The sequence below is a fragment of the Pseudomonas sp. RIT-PI-AD genome, assembly GCF_025642785.1.
In the GTDB taxonomy this organism is placed as follows: domain Bacteria; phylum Pseudomonadota; class Gammaproteobacteria; order Pseudomonadales; family Pseudomonadaceae; genus Pseudomonas_T.
Genome location: NZ_JANZKU010000001.1, coordinates 91369 through 108430 on the forward strand (window position 1 = coordinate 91369; position 17062 = coordinate 108430).

At 65.1% G+C, this 17062-nt stretch carries 14 protein-coding genes; 9 read left to right on the forward strand and 5 right to left on the reverse strand.

Features of this window, described 5'->3' with window-relative positions; all coding sequences use genetic code 11:
* Positions 1-32: 32 nt before the first annotated feature.
* Together OGL92_RS00440 and OGL92_RS00445 are read right to left on the reverse strand one after the other, a co-directional pair.
* Positions 33-464, reverse strand: a complete 432-nt coding sequence (locus OGL92_RS00440) for a GTP pyrophosphokinase (protein WP_263138688.1) — start codon at positions 462-464, stop codon at positions 33-35.
* Between the two features lie 315 nt (positions 465-779).
* Complete coding sequence (locus OGL92_RS00445) at positions 780-1580, reverse strand: DNA/RNA non-specific endonuclease (protein ID WP_263138690.1); 801 nt, start codon at positions 1578-1580, stop codon at positions 780-782.
* A gap of 291 nt (positions 1581-1871) precedes the next feature.
* Between OGL92_RS00445 and OGL92_RS00450 the strand changes: the two genes are divergently transcribed.
* On the forward strand, positions 1872-2210 hold the full coding sequence (locus OGL92_RS00450; RefSeq protein ID WP_263138691.1) for a ribonuclease E inhibitor RraB: 339 nt from the start codon (positions 1872-1874) through the stop codon (positions 2208-2210).
* A gap of 126 nt (positions 2211-2336) precedes the next feature.
* Here OGL92_RS00450 and rnt read toward each other — a convergent pair whose 3' ends face one another.
* Positions 2337-3011 (reverse strand): ribonuclease T, encoded by a 675-nt coding sequence (gene rnt / locus OGL92_RS00455; protein WP_263138693.1) that lies wholly within the window; start codon positions 3009-3011, stop codon positions 2337-2339.
* A complete protein-coding gene (gene pyrC, locus OGL92_RS00460; protein ID WP_263138695.1) occupies positions 3008-4054 on the reverse strand; it encodes a dihydroorotase in 1047 nt (348 codons plus the stop codon). The genes rnt and pyrC overlap by 4 nt, the downstream gene beginning before the upstream one ends.
* 130 nt (positions 4055-4184) lie before the next feature.
* On the opposite strand from pyrC, the gene OGL92_RS00465 reads away from it, so the two are divergent.
* Positions 4185-5114 carry an OmpA family protein gene (locus OGL92_RS00465; RefSeq protein WP_263138699.1) on the forward strand — a complete coding sequence of 310 codons (930 nt, stop codon included), beginning with the start codon at positions 4185-4187 and terminating at the stop codon, positions 5112-5114.
* A gap of 135 nt (positions 5115-5249) precedes the next feature.
* Positions 5250-6467: an argininosuccinate synthase gene (locus OGL92_RS00470; RefSeq protein WP_263139579.1), complete on the forward strand. Its 1218-nt coding sequence runs from the start codon at positions 5250-5252 to the stop codon at positions 6465-6467.
* 744 nt (positions 6468-7211) lie between these two features.
* On the opposite strand, the gene OGL92_RS00475 is transcribed toward OGL92_RS00470, so the two are convergent.
* The gene (locus OGL92_RS00475; protein ID WP_263138704.1) at positions 7212-7790 is read right to left on the reverse strand and encodes an NAD(P)H-dependent oxidoreductase; all 579 of its coding nucleotides are present in this window, start codon (positions 7788-7790) and stop codon (positions 7212-7214) included.
* 911 nt (positions 7791-8701) lie between these two features.
* Here OGL92_RS00475 and OGL92_RS00480 point away from each other — a divergent pair.
* From OGL92_RS00480 to OGL92_RS00505, 6 genes are read left to right on the forward strand one after another with little or no spacing between them, the layout of a single operon-like run.
* Complete coding sequence (locus OGL92_RS00480; protein ID WP_263138708.1) at positions 8702-9271, forward strand: acyl carrier protein; 570 nt, start codon at positions 8702-8704, stop codon at positions 9269-9271.
* Positions 9272-9279: 8 nt separating this feature from the next.
* Positions 9280-10557 (forward strand): beta-ketoacyl-[acyl-carrier-protein] synthase family protein, encoded by a 1278-nt coding sequence (locus tag OGL92_RS00485; protein ID WP_263138711.1) that lies wholly within the window; start codon positions 9280-9282, stop codon positions 10555-10557.
* 2 nt (positions 10558-10559) lie between these two features.
* Entirely contained in the window at positions 10560-11618 is a 1059-nt protein-coding gene (locus OGL92_RS00490) for a beta-ketoacyl synthase (RefSeq protein WP_263138712.1), read from the forward strand.
* On the forward strand, positions 11615-12913 hold the full coding sequence (locus OGL92_RS00495) for a beta-ketoacyl-[acyl-carrier-protein] synthase family protein (protein ID WP_263138715.1): 1299 nt from the start codon (positions 11615-11617) through the stop codon (positions 12911-12913). The genes OGL92_RS00490 and OGL92_RS00495 overlap by 4 nt, the downstream gene beginning before the upstream one ends.
* Positions 12910-14139 (forward strand): beta-ketoacyl synthase N-terminal-like domain-containing protein, encoded by a 1230-nt coding sequence (locus tag OGL92_RS00500; RefSeq protein ID WP_263138717.1) that lies wholly within the window; start codon positions 12910-12912, stop codon positions 14137-14139. Before OGL92_RS00495 ends, OGL92_RS00500 begins: the two co-directional genes overlap by 4 nt.
* A gap of 44 nt (positions 14140-14183) precedes the next feature.
* The gene (locus OGL92_RS00505; RefSeq protein WP_263138719.1) at positions 14184-17054 is read left to right on the forward strand and encodes an aminotransferase class III-fold pyridoxal phosphate-dependent enzyme; all 2871 of its coding nucleotides are present in this window, start codon (positions 14184-14186) and stop codon (positions 17052-17054) included.
* Positions 17055-17062 lie beyond the last annotated feature (8 nt).

A 17062-nucleotide genomic window follows, 5' to 3' on the forward strand; every position in this document is an offset into this window, starting at 1 on the left:
GTGTATGCAAGAGGCCTGGTTCGAGCGGCAAGTCAGTGCTTATCCACCGAGGCCAAGCGGTGCCAGGCCTGGTGGTATTTCTTCACGCGCGCCATATCCTCATCGGTCAAGGAGGCGAGCCGCAGCACGTCGAGGTTGTCCTCGATGTCGGCCAGCTTGACCATTCGCGCCAGGCGGTGCGGGCGAATGCGCTCGATGAAGTCGGCGTAGCTTTCGCCGTCGAGGCGGGTCAGGAGCACCACTGCCTCGACGACCTCGGCGGGCATTCCTTCTGCCAGGAGGTCAGCGGCGCTGGTGGGGGCGTCTTCGATCACGTCGTGCAGGAGGGCGACCAGTTGGGCAGCGGTGTCCGGCATCCTGGCCATCAATCTGAGCGGGTGCAGGATGTAGGGCTGCCCGGCCTTGTCGGTCCTTCCTCCATAGGCGGTCAGCGCTCGTGCAAGGGCGATTTCGATCAGGGCCATGGCGGTTTCCTCTTTTGTGAATGTAAAGGCGGCATCGTGTTCTTCCCGTGACCTCGCCCGCTACGGCAGATATGTCTTTTGCTCCCGGATGGACCGGTCGTGATCGCTTCGGCCTTTAGGCCTGTATGAAAAAAAGTGCCTGCGCTCGGTGATGCCGGGTTAAAAACAGGCTCAGCCCGCTCATCTACAGCCCTAAACCCCGCTGCTTCGCCTGTTTTCGCCTTCGCGCGTGGCTTTTCGTACAGACCCCTGGCAAGGCGGGCCCTGGCCTTACCGGGGGTTGCGGCTACGGAGGCGGTACGCGCCCTTGGCCGCTCAGCTACGGTTGCAGCTCTGCGGCAATGGCCAACTGAAGGCCGCCTTGTCGTCTTTCAATAGTTCCGGCACCTCGATGCTGGGTTCGTCGGGGCCGAGCAGCCGTTCCAACTGGTGCACGCTGACCAGGTAGGGATCGATGTCGGTGCCCAGTCCTTCGCGGTGCGGGATGTACCAGGCGATGATCTTCGGATGTTCGTCGAGGGGATCAGTGGTCAGGATGACCCGCCAGAAGAATTCCGGCGTGCGGATTCCGTGGGATTCGACGAAATAATCGTTGGCCCGATCGGCGTCGCTGTCGCCGTAGACCACGCCACCGATCACCTCCAGCGGCCGGATATCCCGATAGCACTCGGCGATCAGTTCGGTCGCATACCAGGTCCGCCGGTTGTGCTGGCTCAACTGGGGCACCAGGTTGGGCATGTGATTGGTTTCGAGCATGGTCGGCAGGTCGTCGTCGAACTGGTTGATCGGCGCCAGGTGGCCGACATCGAAGCCGGCATGCACCTTGTTGTAGCGCTGGCTGGTGAGCTGTTGGGCGCAGCCGGCCGGGAAGGCTTTGTCCAGGGTGAAGGCATTGGGTCGCTTGAGCGTGCCATGATCCGCATCCAGGCGGTACTGGAAGCGGTGGGCCTCGCCGCGTTCGCAGTCGTAGAGCAGGCTGAAGCGTCCGTAGTCGATCAGGGTCAGGGTGAGAGGGGGAACGTAGAGGATTCCCTGGGGCCGGGACGGCGTTTGCGTCGGCACCTGGGTACAGGCGGAGAGCAGCAGGATCAGCAGGGCGACGAGTGACTGGCGCATGGGGCGCTCCTGGCGAGGGCCGTTCGGGGCGGGCATGGACCGCCCGGGGAACGGCAGCCGCCCTCCGTTGATCGTAGGTTTCTTCACCGGCCGGGCGCGTTCGAAGCCGCATTCGCGGCATGGGCACGACGTTCAGCTACCCTGCTAGCGAGAGGGCCCGACGGACGCTTCGAATATCCGGGCGCCGCGTCGGTCAGAAGCAGGACATCCATCCGCGACGGGGCGCCATCGCGCGTCCACCGGTTCCGGCCGGCGCCGTCGCTTCTCTCATCGCTGAAAGGAGGTCGCTTCATGAGTACAGCCTTCAACGACGACATCAGCAGCAACGTGCTGCGCCACATGAAAGAGGGCGGTTTCGATTTCGCCCGCGTCCATCCCATCGAGTTCTACGCGATCTTCCCGGACGAGGACCGGGCGCGGCTGGCTGCCGGCCAGTTCCGCGGCGAGTGGTTGAACGCCCAGGTATCGGCCCGCGACGGTGCCTGGCATCTGCAAGTGAGCAAGGTGATGTACGCCACGTCCGGCGGCATAGACGACTTCGAGCAGGACCTCGAGGCCGTGGTCGAGCCCCTTGGCGGAATCCTCGACGGCTGGGGCGTCACCCAGGAACTGGAGGCTGTGCGGGTCTGATCGGTCGCTCTCAATGCACAATCTCCGTCTGGCGGCCGGATGACCCGTGCATAGGGCGGGTCGGTCCGGCGAGGCGGAGTTCCGGAAGGCGCCGCGCTCGCGCATCGACCGGCAGCGAGCCTGCATTCAGTCGCCGTAATCCGTCCAGCCACCCATCTGCTTCCAGCGGTTGACGATACCGCAGAACAGCTCGGCGGTTTTTTCGGTGTCGTAGCGGGCCGAGTGGGCCTCGCGGCCATCGAAATCGATGCCGGCGCTCTGGCAGGCCTTGGCCAGGACCGTCTGGCCATAGGCGAGCCCGGCCAGGGTGGCGGTGTCGAAGCTGGAGAAGGGGTGGAAGGGGTTGCGCTTGAGCCCGGTACGGTTGACCGCGGCATTGAGGAAGCCCAGGTCGAAACTGCTGTTGTGCCCGACCAAGACGGCGCGCTTGCAGCCGTTCGCCTTGAGCGCCTTGCGGATGCCGCGGAAGATTTCGGTCAGGGCGTGCTCTTCGCTGACCGCCATGCGCAGCGGATGGTCCAGCTTGATCCCGGTGAACTCCAGCGCCGCCGCCTCGATGTTGGCGCCGACGAAGGGTTCGACGCGGAAGAAGTAGCTGTGCTCGGGATAGAGAAAGCCTTTCTCGTCCATCCCGGTGGTCACCGCGGCGATCTCCAGCAGGGCGTCGGTGGCGGAATTGAAGCCGCCGGTCTCGACGTCCACCACCACCGGAAGGTAGCCACGGAAGCGCTGGCCCATGGGATGGCGGATGGAGCCGCCGCCCTGGTTGTCGAGTTCGTCGTCGAACAGATCTTCGCTCACGCGTTGTCCTCCTGCAGGCGCCAGCGCAGGGGTTCGCCCGCGCGCAGCGGAATCACTGTGTGCTCGCCGAGCGGCAGCTCGGTGGGAGCGTTCCATGTCTGGCGTACCAGGGTGATGCGATCGCGATTGCGCGGCAGGCCGTAGAAGTCCGGGCCGTACAGGCTGGCGAACGCCTCCAGGCGGTGCAGCGCGTCACGTCCTTCGAAGGCTTCGGCATAGAGTTCGAGGGCGGCATAGGCGCTGTAGCAGCCGGCGCAGCCGCATGCCGCTTCCTTGGCGTGGCGTGCGTGGGGCGCGGAGTCGGTGCCGAGGAAGAACTTGGGGTTGCCGCCGGTGGCGGCGTCGAGCAGCGCTTCCTGGTGCCGGTTGCGCTTGAGGACCGGCAGGCAGAAGAAATGCGGCCGGATGCCGCCCACCAGCATGTGGTTGCGGTTGTACAGCAGGTGATGGGCGGTGAGGGTGGCGCCGACGTTGGCCGACGCCGCCTCGATGAACTGCACGGCGTCGCGGGTGGTGATGTGCTCGAACACCACCTTGAGGGTCGGGAAGCGCTCCACCAGCCGAGCCAGGTGTTCGTCGATGAAGACTTTCTCGCGATCGAACACGTCGATCTCCGGCCGGGTGACCTCGCCATGCACCAGCAGCGGCATGCCGACCTCGGCCATCGTTTCCAGGGCCGGGTAGATCAGTTCCAGGCGCGTGACGCCGGAGTCCGAGTTGGTGGTGGCGCCCGCCGGGTACAGCTTGGCCGCATGGACGAACCCGCTGGCCTGGGCGCGGCGTATGTCCTCGGGCTGGGTCAGGTCGGTGAGGTAGAGCACCATCAGCGGTTCGAAGCGACTGCCCGCCGGCCGAGCGGCGAGGATGCGCTGACGGTAGGCGTCGGCTTCGTCGGCGTTGCGCACCGGCGGTACCAGATTGGGCATGACGATGGCGCGGCCGAAAGTGCGCGCGACATCGCCGACGGTGTGCGGCAGCAGCGCGCCGTCGCGCAGGTGGATGTGCCAGTCGTCGGGGCGCAGCAGGGTCAAACGGTCGGACATGGAGGCTTCCAGGCGGGTAAATCAAGGATGGAATGCTACCGGAAAAGCCCCTCGCAGGCACTGGCTATCAAGTTTCGCCGGAGCCGACCGATAGCCCCTTCGAGTGCAGTGATCGCCGTGGGAGCCCGCCGTGCGCCAGTATCTTGTTCTGCTCAGTCTGTTCGCCAGCTTGCCCGCCGCGGCCATCACCTTTCAGACACGCCTGGAAAAGGTCGAATGGAAGGTGGACGGCGATATCTTCGAGTGCCGCCTCGTGCAGCCCATCACCGATTTCGGCAGTGGCGAATTCGTGCGCCGCGCCGGCGAACAGGCGACGTTCCGCCTGAAGGCGCGGGAACATTGGATGGGCGCCGGTTCCGCGACCCTTCTGGCGGCGGCGGCACCCTGGCAGCCGGGGCGCGGCGACATCAACCTCGGCTCGGTCACCGTGGGCAACGGCGAAGTCCCCTTCAACAGTTCCCAGGACCAGGCCGGGCGCCTGCTCTCCGGGTTGATGGAAGGGCGCAGCCCGTTGGTCAGGCACCGTACCCGGGCGGGCGGCGAAGCCTTCGAGGTACGCTTGCTGCCGACCAAGTTCCGCCAGGCCTACAACGACTACCAGACCTGCACCGCCAAACTGCTGCCGGTGAACTTCGACCAGATCAAGAACGCCCAAGTCGGCTTTCCCGGTGGCGGTACCGAACTCGATGACATGGCCAAGGCCAAGCTGGACATCATCCTCGAATACATCAAGGCCGACCCCAGCGTGAACCACGTGGAGCTGGATGGCCATTCGGACAACAGCGGCAACCGCCTGACCAACCGCGATCTGTCGCGGCGGCGCGCCCTCGCCGTGGTGGACTATTTCAAGGCCAACGGCTTCCCGGAGGACCACATCGTGGTGCGCTTCCATGGCGAGCGCTACCCTCTGGTGCCGAACAAGAGCGAAGCCAACCGGGCGAAGAATCGCCGGGTGGTGATCAGCCTGTCCCGGGATGCCGCCAGTTCCGCGGCCCCGCCTGCCCAGGCGCCCGCGGCCGAGCCGGCGAAGGCGCCGCTGGCGCCGGCCGCCACCTCCTGAACGAGGTCGAGTCTCAGGTCGCGAAATCGTCCTGAAATGTCGCCTGGTCGTCATAAGCTGTCGCGCCCCTGTAATTTCCCGCCGGGGATCAGTAGAATCACCGCTTTTCCGACAACCCCCTTGGAGTTGATGGCAATGGTGGACGTGAAGAAGGTTGTCCTGGCTTATTCCGGTGGCCTGGATACCTCGGTGATTCTCAAGTGGCTGCAAGACACCTATTCCTGCGAAGTGGTGACCTTCACCGCCGATCTCGGCCAGGGCGAGGAGGTCGAGCCGGCCCGCGCCAAGGCGAAAGCCATGGGCGTCAAGGAAATCTACATCGACGACCTCCGAGAAGAATTCGTCCGCGATTTCGTCTACCCGATGTTCCGCGCCAACACCGTCTATGAGGGCGAGTACCTGCTGGGTACCTCCATCGCCCGCCCGCTGATCGCCAAGCGCCTGATCGAGATCGCCAACGAGACCGGCGCCGACGCCATTTCCCATGGCGCCACCGGCAAGGGCAACGATCAGGTGCGTTTCGAGCTGGGGGCCTATGCGCTCAAGCCCGGGGTCAAGGTGATCGCGCCCTGGCGCGAGTGGGACCTGCTGTCCCGCGAGAAGCTGATGGATTACGCCGAAACCCACGGCATTCCGATCGAGCGCCACGGCAAGAAAAAATCGCCGTATTCCATGGATGCCAACCTGCTGCACATCTCCTACGAAGGCGGCGTGCTGGAAGACACCTGGACCGAACACGAAGAAGACATGTGGAAGTGGACCAAGTCGCCGGAAGCGGCGCCGGACGCGCCCACCTACATCGAACTGACCTACCGCGCCGGCGACATCGTCGCCATTGACGGCAAGGAGCTGAGCCCGGCGCAGGTCCTGGCCGAGTTGAACCGCGTCGGCGGCGAAAACGGCATCGGGCGCCTGGACATCGTCGAGAACCGCTATGTCGGCATGAAGTCCCGCGGCTGCTACGAGACGCCCGGCGGCAGCATCATGCTCAAGGCCCACCGCGCCATCGAGTCGATCACCCTGGACCGTGAAGTCGCCCACCTGAAAGACGAGCTGATGCCGAAATACGCCAGCCTGATCTACACCGGCTACTGGTGGAGTCCCGAGCGGCTGATGCTGCAACAGATGATCGACGCCTCGCAGGCCAGCGTGAACGGCGTGGTACGCCTGAAACTGTACAAGGGCAACGTCATCGTGGTCGGCCGCAAGTCCGACGATTCGCTGTTCGACGCCAACATCGCCACCTTCGAGGAAGACGGCGGTGCCTACGACCAGGCGGACGCTGCCGGCTTCATCAAACTCAACGCACTGCGCATGCGCATTGCCGCGAGCAAGGGCCGCAAGATGCTCTGACGGCGTTCGCGCTGCGACCCAGACCCCGGCTTCGGCCGGGGTTTTGCATTTCCGGCCGGCGTCCCACGGAGGAAACGTGACGATCGCCACGTCCTGAACCGATCGCCTCATCGCTCGCGGACGCAGGCGCTGCCGCGCGACGTGCAGTCCTACCCCTCTCGAGGGCATCAGGATGAGATCGCCTCACGCCTTGTCGCGGGACGGCGATCTGGACGCATCCGTGCCGCCCACAGGTTCACTGGGAACCACCCCGACATGGCGCAAGGGCCCTCGCGGATTCGCCCTGGCGCGTTTCGGCTAGGGCGAAGAAGCCCAGCACGCCGCTCTGGAGCCGACCCGCAACCGGGAGGGATAGGCAGCGAGGACATCCGCTGGCGCGGTGGCTGGATCGTCCTCGAATCGGCGCCGATGAAGCATGGCTCCCCTCGTCCTGGCGTTCGTCGAAGACCCCGACGGTCAGGGGTGGAGTTGCTGGCGCCCGGGCGGGACGAGTGAAGGCGTTTCCGGGTAGGGAGTGAACGTGCCTTGCCATCGCGATGGCTGACGGAAGTCATGGGTGCGAAACGGATGCCGGCTTCCATAGCTCTCGTTATATGACCGGACGTAGTGGGCTCGATAGTTTTTCGTCGGAGCGGTATTCACTGCACAAAAATAAAAAGCCCCAAATGGGGCTTTGAATAGGTACGCCGATAAATATCGTTAAACTGCGTTATTGTCGATTCGTCTGTAATTAATGCTTTTTCGTCAGGCGTGCCGGCCGTAGTCCAGAACTTGCGCCGTCCAGTTTTCCTTCTGTTTCTGTGTCGAACCCAAGATCGGGCCAAAGTTGGAAACTTTCACCGGTTTTATTCCACTGAATTCCAAGATGGTTTTCTTCATTTGATTATGGCCCGGCATGCGGAACACCCAGCGGTAATACCAGGGCGGTGTATCCATGGTTACCAGAAGATGCGCCGAGCGGCCGGCCAGCAGGCGATCCCAGAACTTCGAGTTATCCCGGTATTTGAAGGCGAAGCCCGGAAGGAAGATGCGATCGAAGAATCCTTTCAGCAGCGCCGGCATGGCGCCCCACCAGGTCGGGTAGACGAAGACCAGGTGATTGGCCCAGGTGATGGCCTCCTGGGCTTGCACCAGATCCGGTTCGAGGGGCTGAATCTTCTTGTACCCCTCGTGCAGGATGGGATCGAAGGCCAGATCGCCCAGGCGTATCTGCCGGACTTGGTGGCCCGCCTGGGTCGCGCCCGATACATAGGCATCGGCGAGGTGCGCGCAAAGGCTGTCGGAGGAAGGATGGCCGAGGATCACCAGTATGTTCTTGCTCAAGAGGGGTACCTGACGGGGAGGGTCGAAAGCGCGCGAGCCTAAAGTCTGCCCCTACTGGCAGAGTCAAGCTGGGTCGGGACTGCTCCCATATGCAGGACTCGGGAAGCAACCGGGTTATGTGCTCCCGTTTTCTTGTACGATCGTTCCAGAAAATACCAAATCCTGTTTTCATGGGCCTTGTACCCCCGGCATCATCTGTACCGGATTTTTCAACGCGCCTTTTTTTACCCTCGTCATGACCCGAGTGAACGCGAATTAACCCTGCATAGCGGGGTTTCCCTGGGTTTTATCCTTAAAAACACGACCGTTCGTCGCAGCTCCTTGCCGTTTGTCCAGCCTTTTCCCGGCTCGCCGGCCGAAGGCCGGGCGACGAAAGGAGATGCCTCGAGACTGTATTTAGGTTTCGGCGAAGACAAACCGATACATCGGCGGTTACCGAAAAATCCTCGGTCGGCGGTTGTGCGCACCGACCCGCGAGACTTGGCTGCCTCACCCGGGAATGGGGCTCCGGCGACCCTCTTGCCGAAGCAACCTCATGATTTTTTTGTGGAAAAGAAAGAATTCGGCGGATTGGCATTAAGTCGAATAGCCGACTTTAATGACTATCCCTATAGTGCCGGCTAATTAAAGTATTAGTCAGTACAGTAAAGTGTGGATTGTACAAACGGTTAAATGGCGCGTCATTCTAATTACGCTTTATTAAGAAAATATTGCCGCAGGTACTAAAGCCTGTCCGACAAGAATAAGAAAACTCTACTGTTTCCATAATCTTCGGCACATTAAAACGCTGCGCGGCGCGGTTGACTCTTCCCTTAGGGGGAGAGTTTAGATTGCGCCGGCCGCAGCAAGGTATGCCGCTTATTACTTCATGCACATGAAGTTTGGCCTATGGATATATAAGGAGTTGCATCATGAATAATCCTCTGGATTTGGATAGCGTCATTGCCAGTACGCGTGAAATCCTCGCGCAATTGTTAGTTATCGATGTCGACGATATCGAAGCCAACAGCAGTATCGTCGAAGACCTCTCCGCAGATTCTCTCGATATCGTCGACCTGAGTTTCCAACTGGGCCGCCAATATGGTTGCACATTGCCGAAAACCACCGTGCTCGATCATGCGGCGGCGGTATGTGGCGATATCCACGAGTTCGTCAATGAGTCGGGTCTCACCGAAAACGGCAAAGCCCTGCTCGAGGGCAGCCTGAGCGCCTATGCGCCGGATCAACTGCGGGTCGGTATGAAGCCGGGCGACGTCTTCGCGGTGACCACCGTGCGCAACTGGGCCGAGCAGTGCCGCAACGTCTTCAATTACCTGCCGGCCACGTGCCCCGAGTGTGCGGGTCATCAGGCCGTGCTCAACGAGCGTCAGCAAGTCGTCTGCGCCTCCTGCAGCGCGCGCCTGACGCCCGCCGACGGTGACGAGATTTCCCGCCGCCTGGTCGAGACGTTCGTCTCCGCCCACCTGGAAGAAAACGCCTAGGAGTCGCCATGCGGGCTCGCGAAGTCTATGTCACCGGCTACGGCCTGGTGGCACCTACCGTGCTGGACGCCGAAAGTCTGTTCCAGCGGATCTGCGATAAACGTTCATGCGTACGCGAGCATCCGTTGTTCGCCGAGCTTGGATTCCCCAATACGGCCGCCGGCTATATAGACGACGTGCAATGGCAGCGGATCGCCGAAGGCTTCGTGGGCGACGCGGGCGCGCAACCCCGGCAGGCGCTCCTGGCGGAGTTCGTAGCGAAACAGGCCTTGCGCCATGCGGGCCTCACGGCGGCGGCGTTCGGCCAGACCGCCAGCGGCCTGTTCCTCGGCGCCAACAAGTACTGCGCCGACAGCCACGACCTCGACCAATTGACCCTGTGCATGGACGCCGACGGCAGCCTCGACCTGGATCGCTACCTGCAACGCCAGGTCAAGTCCGAGCATCCCTTCGCCCGCCGGGTCGACCAGCAGACCTTCCACCTGGCGCAGAGCCTGGGCATCCGCGATCAGGTGTCCACCCATGCGGACGCCTGCGCCGCCGGCACCATCGCGATCGGCAGCGCTTATCGCGCCATCGAGCGGGGCGACATCGACCTGGCGATCTGCGGGGCGGTCGAGCTGATGGCCAACGAACTTCCTTATTACATGTTCAACAGCCTCGGCGCGCTGTGCCAGAAGGCGGAGTTCGCGCCCGAGCAGCAGAGCCGGCCGTTCATGCGCGACCGCTGCGGCTTCGTCCTCGGCGAGGGCGCGGCGCTGCTGATCCTCGAATCGAAGCAGCATGCCGAACGACGCCAGGCCCGACCGATCGGCCGGGTGCTCGGCTACGCCAACTATTGCGAGGCGGAAAAGATGACCTCCAGCAGCCGTGACGGCAGCAAATACGCGCACTGCATGGAGGCGGCCATCGAGGACGCCGGCCTGCTGCGCTACGCCGTGCAACACGTGAATACCCACGGGACGTCCACCCAGGTCAACGACAGCTGCGAAGCCCATGCGCTGACCCGGGTGTTCGGCAAGATGCTCGACGGCGTGACCCTGACCGCGAACAAATCGGCCATCGGCCATTCCCTCGCCGGCAGCGGCGCCATCGAAGCGGTGCTGTCGCTGATCAGCCTGCGCGACGGCGTGCTGTTACCCACCCTGAACTATGACGAACGGGGCGCGGAATTCCCCGAGCTGCGTTTCCTCTCCGAACCGGTACGCCAGTCGGTGGGCGTGGTGCTGTCCAATTCGTTCGGCTTCGGTGGGGTCAACAGCTCCATCGTCCTGGGGAGGGCATGAGCATGGTCCGTCCCATATACCTGATCGCCGGCGCGCTGTTGAACGCCGCCGGCGACGAGGCGAGCGACCTTCATGGCGCCGCGCCGACGCCGCAGCCGCTGGCGTTCGATCCGGCGCGCCGCGCCCATGCCATCGCCACGCCGCGCCTGCCGGTCGACCTGTTCGACCGCAAGATCCAGCGCAGCGTCGAGCCCCAGGGCCTGCGCCTGCTGCACTGCGCCGCACGCCTCGCCACCGAGCTGCGGGCCCTGGAACTGCCACCGGAGCGGGTCGGGCTCACCGCCGCCATTCCCGAGGTGGATGCGCCGAGCCCCTGCTGGGATGCGGTGGAGGCCATCCGCTCGCAGCCGGAGAAACCGGTCGCCGCGTTGTTCGCCAATACCCCGCCGCTGCACGCGCTGACGCTGCTCAACAGCAGCGTGATGGCCTATGTCGCGGAAGCGCTGCGCTGCAACGGCCCCATGGGCGGCTATTGCTCCCAGGCCAACGCCGGCCTGGATGCGTTGATCGAGGCCGTCCTGCAGATCGCCGAAGGCCGTGCCGACGCGATGCTGATGGTCAGCACCAGCCCGAATCTCACGCCGGCGCTGTACCTGCGCGAGCCATCGATGGGCGAAGCCGATGCCGAGGTGCATGGCGAAGGCGCGGCGGCGTTGTTGCTGGCGGCGGCACCCGCCGAGCACGCGACGCAGCGGGTCCGGGTGGTCGGCTTCGCGCGCGGTTATGGCGCCATCGGCGAGCGCGCCACGGCGGTCGTCGAGCGGGTCCTCAAGCAGGCGTTGAAGGACGAAAGGCTCAACCTCAGCGACGTCGAACAGATCGTCGCCGACCCGGCCGATCCGTTGTTGAACACCTTGCTGGGCCGCCATCGACCCTTGCAGAGCAGCCGGAGCCGGACCGGGAATCTCGGCGCGAGCAGCCTGCCGACCGAGGTGCTCTATGCCCTCGGCGATCCCGGATACGGCGACGTTCCCCGCCATGCCCTGCTGCTGAACCGCACGTCCGCGGGCCATTGCGGCGCGCTGCTGCTGGCGATCGATTACACGGAGAAGGGCGCATGAGTGCGACACGGATTGTGATAACCGGCATGGGCGCGGTGACCGGGTTCGGTTTCGAATGGCAGCGCCTGTGGAGCGAAATGCTGCGGGGCGCCCATTGCATCCGCCCCTGGCAACCCGAAGAAGCGCAGGGCGACAGTTTCCCGGTGCGCTATGCGGCAGCGGTGGACATGAGCCTGCTGCCGGATTACCTGCGCGATCACCCGGCCTGGAGCCGACCCCTGGAAACACGCAGCCGCTATGGCTGGGTCGCCGCCACCCAGGCGGTCGCCGACAGCGGCCTGGAGCCTGACGGATGGCGCGACGCGGCCGTGCTCTGCGCCTCGGGCGCACCGCAGCACATGCTTGCCGACATGCTGCTGGCGTTGCCCGAAGACAAGGCCGGACGCGCCGATTGGACGCACCTCATGGCGCGTGCCGGCGAGGTCCGCGGCGAGGGCTCGCTGCGGCAGAGCAACGATCGCCTGGCCCGTACCATCGCCGAAGACCTCGGCTGCGAGGGACCGGTGATCAACATCAGCAGCGCCTGCGCCGGTGCCGCCCAGGCCATCGGCAACGCCTTCCAGATGATCCGCCGCGGCGAAGTCGAGATCGCCCTCGCCGGCGGCGCCGATTCGGTGCTCAACCTGGACACCATGGGCGCGCTCTATCTGCTCGGCGCGGCCAGCGCCGAACAGCGCTGGGGTGCCGACCTGTGCCGGCCGTTCGACCGCGACCGCAGCGGGTTGATCGCCGGCGAGGGCGGCGGCTTCGTGGTCCTGGAGACCCTCGAGCATGCCCTGGCCCGCGGCGCCACGCCCTATGCGGAAGTGCTCGGCTATGGCAGCAGCCTGGACGCCTACAAGGTCACCGCGCCCGACCCCCAGGGCCGGGGCGCCACCTTCGCCATGCAGGCCGCCTTGCGCGACGCCGGCGTGGAGCCGGAGCAGGTCGACCTGATCAACGCCCATGGCACCTCGACGCCGCTCAACGACGCCACCGAGACCCTGGCGATCAAGACCGTCTTCGCCAACCGCGAGCATTACCGCCGGCTGGCGGTGAGCGCCAACAAATCGCAGTTCGGCCATCTGATCGCCGCCGCGGGTGCGCCGGAAATCATGCTGACCGCCCTGGCCTGTCGCCATGACCGGATCACCCCGACGGTGAACCTGCATCACCCCGACGCCCAGTGCGACCTCGACTATTGCGCCAACCAGGCGGCGGCGCGGCGGGTGGATGTGGCGCTCAGCAACTCGTTCGGCTTCGGCGGCCTGAATACGTCGCTGGTGCTGGGCAAATACCGGGAGGAGTCACGATGAGCACGTCCAATCCGGCCATCGCCATCAGCGGCGCGGGCTGCGTCCTGCCCAGTGGCAGCGGCGTCGAGGCGTTCTGGCAGGCGGCCCGCGAAGCCCGCAGCGGCATCGTCGCGCTGCGCGCCCGGCATTTCCACAGTCGGCGGATCAGCGCCTTCGGCCATGTCGAGGACGATGTCCACCAACGCTGCCGCCAGCAGGTGGCGGCCAACCTGCAACGCTATTGCGCCCCGGCGGTGATCTGGGGCGTCAGCGCGGTGCACCAGGCGCTGCACGAGGCGGGACTCGATCCGCAGGGCGGCGAGCGCCTGCGCTATGGCCTCTATTGCTGCCAGGGCGGCTACACCCATCCGTCCCTGGACGCCTATGCGGAACTCCTGCAGGAATGCCGCGAAGGTCAGGGCCTGGATATGCGCAAGCTGGCCCGGCGGGTGCTCCAGGAGCGCGCCCTGGACCCGTTCCTGGTGCTGAAGAGCCTGAGCAACGGCCTGTTGGGCGTGGTCAGCCTGGCCTGCAAACTGGAAGCCGAATGCAACGCCTACATGCAGGGCGTGGCCGGTAACCAGGCGGCCTTGCGCGAAGCCTGCTCGGCGCTGCAGAACTACCGCATCGACGCGGCCATCGTGGTCGGCGCGGGCAGCGAGCTGGATGCCCTGGGGCTGGCGGCACTGGCCCGCGCCGGAGTGATCGGCACCCAGGGCGCCACCGCATTCCGGCCGTTCGACGAAGAAGGGCAGGGCGGCATCGCCGGCGAAGGCGCCGCCGCCCTGATCCTGCGTCGCCGCGAGGATCTGCCGGAGGGGCCGCATACCTGCCTGACCGGCCTGGCGGCCCATGCCGACATCGCCGAGCTCGAGTTGCCGACCCAGGGCGTCGACCTGCTGGTTTGCAGCGGCACCGCCACGCCCCACGAGGACCGTCGCCTCGGCGACATCCTGGCGCGCAGCGGGGCGCGACACGTCACCAGCAGCCAACCGCTGACCGGCATCCTCAGCGGCGCGCCGAGCCTGGTGGACCTGATCCTCGCCCGCAGCGCCTTGCGCGCGCAGCAGGTCCCGGCCCTGGCCGGCCTGCGCCGGCCCGTTTCCACGGAGCTGCCGTTCGCCATCGGCAACTGCCAGCCGGCGCGCTTGCAGCGCGGCGCGGTGGTCAACCGCGACGACAACGGTTTCAGCGCCTGTTACCGGCTCCACCACTACGACACCCGATACCCGGCGGCCCACGCCTGATCCCGTTCCCTACGACTCCGTTTCATCACAAGGACATGACTGTCATGGATTACCGCGACTACGTAAGACCCAAATACGTCGAGCTGATGCAGGCGCTCGGACTGGAATGCCAATTCCACCGGGCCAGCGGCAGCAAACTCTTCTACCGCAATGCGCAGGGCAGCGAAGTCACCGTCACCGACTTCCTGGGTGGCTATGGCGCGGCGCTGTTCGGCCACAACGACCCGCAGTTCGTCGACGAATACTGCCGGCTGTTGCGCGATGACATTCCCTTCAACGCCCAGATGTCGGTACGCGGCGCCGCCGGCGACCTCGGCCGTCAGCTCAGCGAGGCCTTCAACCGCGAGCTGAACAACACCGAACGGTATGTCTCGACCTTTTCCAACAGCGGCGCGGAAGCGGTGGAAATCGCCGTCAAGCACGCCGAATACCGCCGTCAGAAGGAATTGCAGAAGCAGTTCGACGAACTGGACTTCGCCCTGGCGAACCTGTCCTCCAGCGACAAGGCCTACGTCGAGCTGGACGTCGACGACCTCGACCTGCCGGCCGGTCTGCTGCCGGCGCACCTGCCCTACCTGACCCTGCGCCAACTGGTCGAGGCGACGCGCCAGTACAACCTGGCGCAGTTGCACGGCGCGCCGGTGTTCGTCGCCATGCGTCGCAGCTTCCACGGCAAGTTGGTGAATACCGTCCAGCTGACCTACGGCAAGCAGTATCGCCAGCCGTTCTCCCGCTTCGGCCTCAACGTCGAGTTCCTCGACCCCGAGCAACCCCAGCAATTGCAGGAGCTGCAAGCCCGCCACCGGCGCGAATGGCTGGCCCTGGAATGGGAAGGCGAGCGCCTGCAGGTGAAACGCCGGCCCTTCAGCGCGATCACCGCGGTGCTGCTGGAGCCGATCCAGGGCGAGGGCGGGATCAACGAGTTCGCTGCCGACTTCTACCTGGCGGTGCGGCGCTTCAGCAACGAACTGCAATGCCCGCTGATCGTCGACGAGGTGCAGTCCGGTTTCGGCCGCACCGGCACCCTGCTGGCGAGCAGCCACTTCAAGCTGCAGGGCGACTACTACTGCTTGTCCAAGGCCCTGGGCGGCGGCCTGGCGAAGATCGCCGTGACGGTGATCCGCGGCAGCCACTACGAGGCGGATTTCAGCTACATCCACAGCTCGACCTTCGCCGAGGACGACGTGTCCTGCCGCATCGCCTCGCTGGCCCTGGAGCGCCTGTACGCCAACGACGGCGCCATGCTCAAGGATGTGCACAAGAAGGGCGAATACCTCAAGGCGTCGCTGCGCGAACTGCAGGAAGCCTACCCGGACGTGATCGCCGACGTGCGCGGCCGCGGCCTCTTGCTCGGCTTCGAACTGCACGACCTCAGCGGCAGCAGCTCGATGGTGCAGGCGTCCGCGCAGTACAACGATGCCCTGGGCTACATCATCGCCGGCTACCTGTTGCAGCACGAGGCCCTGCGCGTCGCGCCGTCCGGCAGCAATGCCAATGTGATTCGCCTGGAGCCGCCGGCCTGCATCAGCCTGGTGGAGATCGACGGCCTGATCGCCGCGTTGCAGAAAGTCTGCGAGATGCTCCGTCGTCGCGATGCCTTCCCGCTGGCGGCCGGCGTCTGCTCCGACCTGATCCCGGCGATGCCGGCGCGGGAGCAGAACTTCGAGGATGACCGCGTTCTCCCAAAGGCTGAACAAGGCGCGCGGGTGGTCGCTCGTGTCGCCTTCATCAACCACCTGATCGACGCCGACATGCTCAGCGACGTGGACCCGTCCCTGGCCGACCTCAGCCCGGAGCAGAAGCGCGCCTTCATCCAGCGCATGGCGCCCGAGCGCCGCGCGGCGCCCATCGGTCCGGCGCTGATCCGTTCCAAGCTGGGCAGCGCGGTGGAGTTCACCCTCTACCCGCTGTGCATGGATTCCAACGCCATGGCGGACTACATCGCCAGCGGCGACTTGGAGCCGATCCGCCGGGAAATCACCGCGCGCATCCAGGACGCCCGGGCCGATGGCCACAGCGTGGCCGGGCTGGGCATGTACACCTCGATCGTCACCAACAACTGCCAGGCGCTGAAAATCCCCGACATGGCGCTGACCTCGGGCAACGCCCTGACCATCGGCATGGGCCTGGAAGCCATCGAGCAGGGCTGCCGGAAGCAGAACATCGACCTGGCCCGGGAAACCGCGGCGGTGGTCGGCGCGGCCGGCAACATCGCGTCCACCTACGCCTCGCTGCTGTCGGAAAAGGTCGACCACCTGTTGCTGATCGGCAGCGGCCGCGAAGGCTCGACCCGACGCCTGGAGAAGACCGCGCACCTGATCTACGCCGACGCCGCCCAGTCGATCTTCGAGGGGCGCGCCGAACAGGACCGCCTGGCCTCGCGGCTGCTGGAACTGGAAGGCCTGGAGGATTTGCTCGAGCAGCATCGCGACAGCGCCGACCTCGGCCAACGGCTGTTCCGTTTCGTCGAGGAAAAGGCTGGGCCGAACGCCTTCATCACCATCGGCAACGACCTGCAGTCCCTCAAGCGCGCGCGCATCGTGCTGTGCGCGGCGAACGCCCCGGAAGCCTTCCTCGGCGCCGAGCACTTCGCCGAGAACAGCGTGGTCTGCGACATTGCGGTGCCGCTCAACGTGGACCAGGCGCTGCCGTCCCTGCGCCCGGACGTGCTCTACATGCATGGCGGCATCGTCCAGACGCCGATGGGTGACGGGCTGGCGCCGAACGTACGCGCCTACCTCAAGCAGGGCCAGCTGTACGCCTGCATGGCCGAATCGGTGCTCATGGGCCTGTCGGGCATGAAGCAGCACTACTCCTACGGCGACATCAGCCGCGAGCAGGTGCAGCAGATCCGCGCCATCGCCGCCACCCACGGGTTCGGCCTGGCGCAGTTCAAGACGGACAATTCCCTGTGATGGAGCGG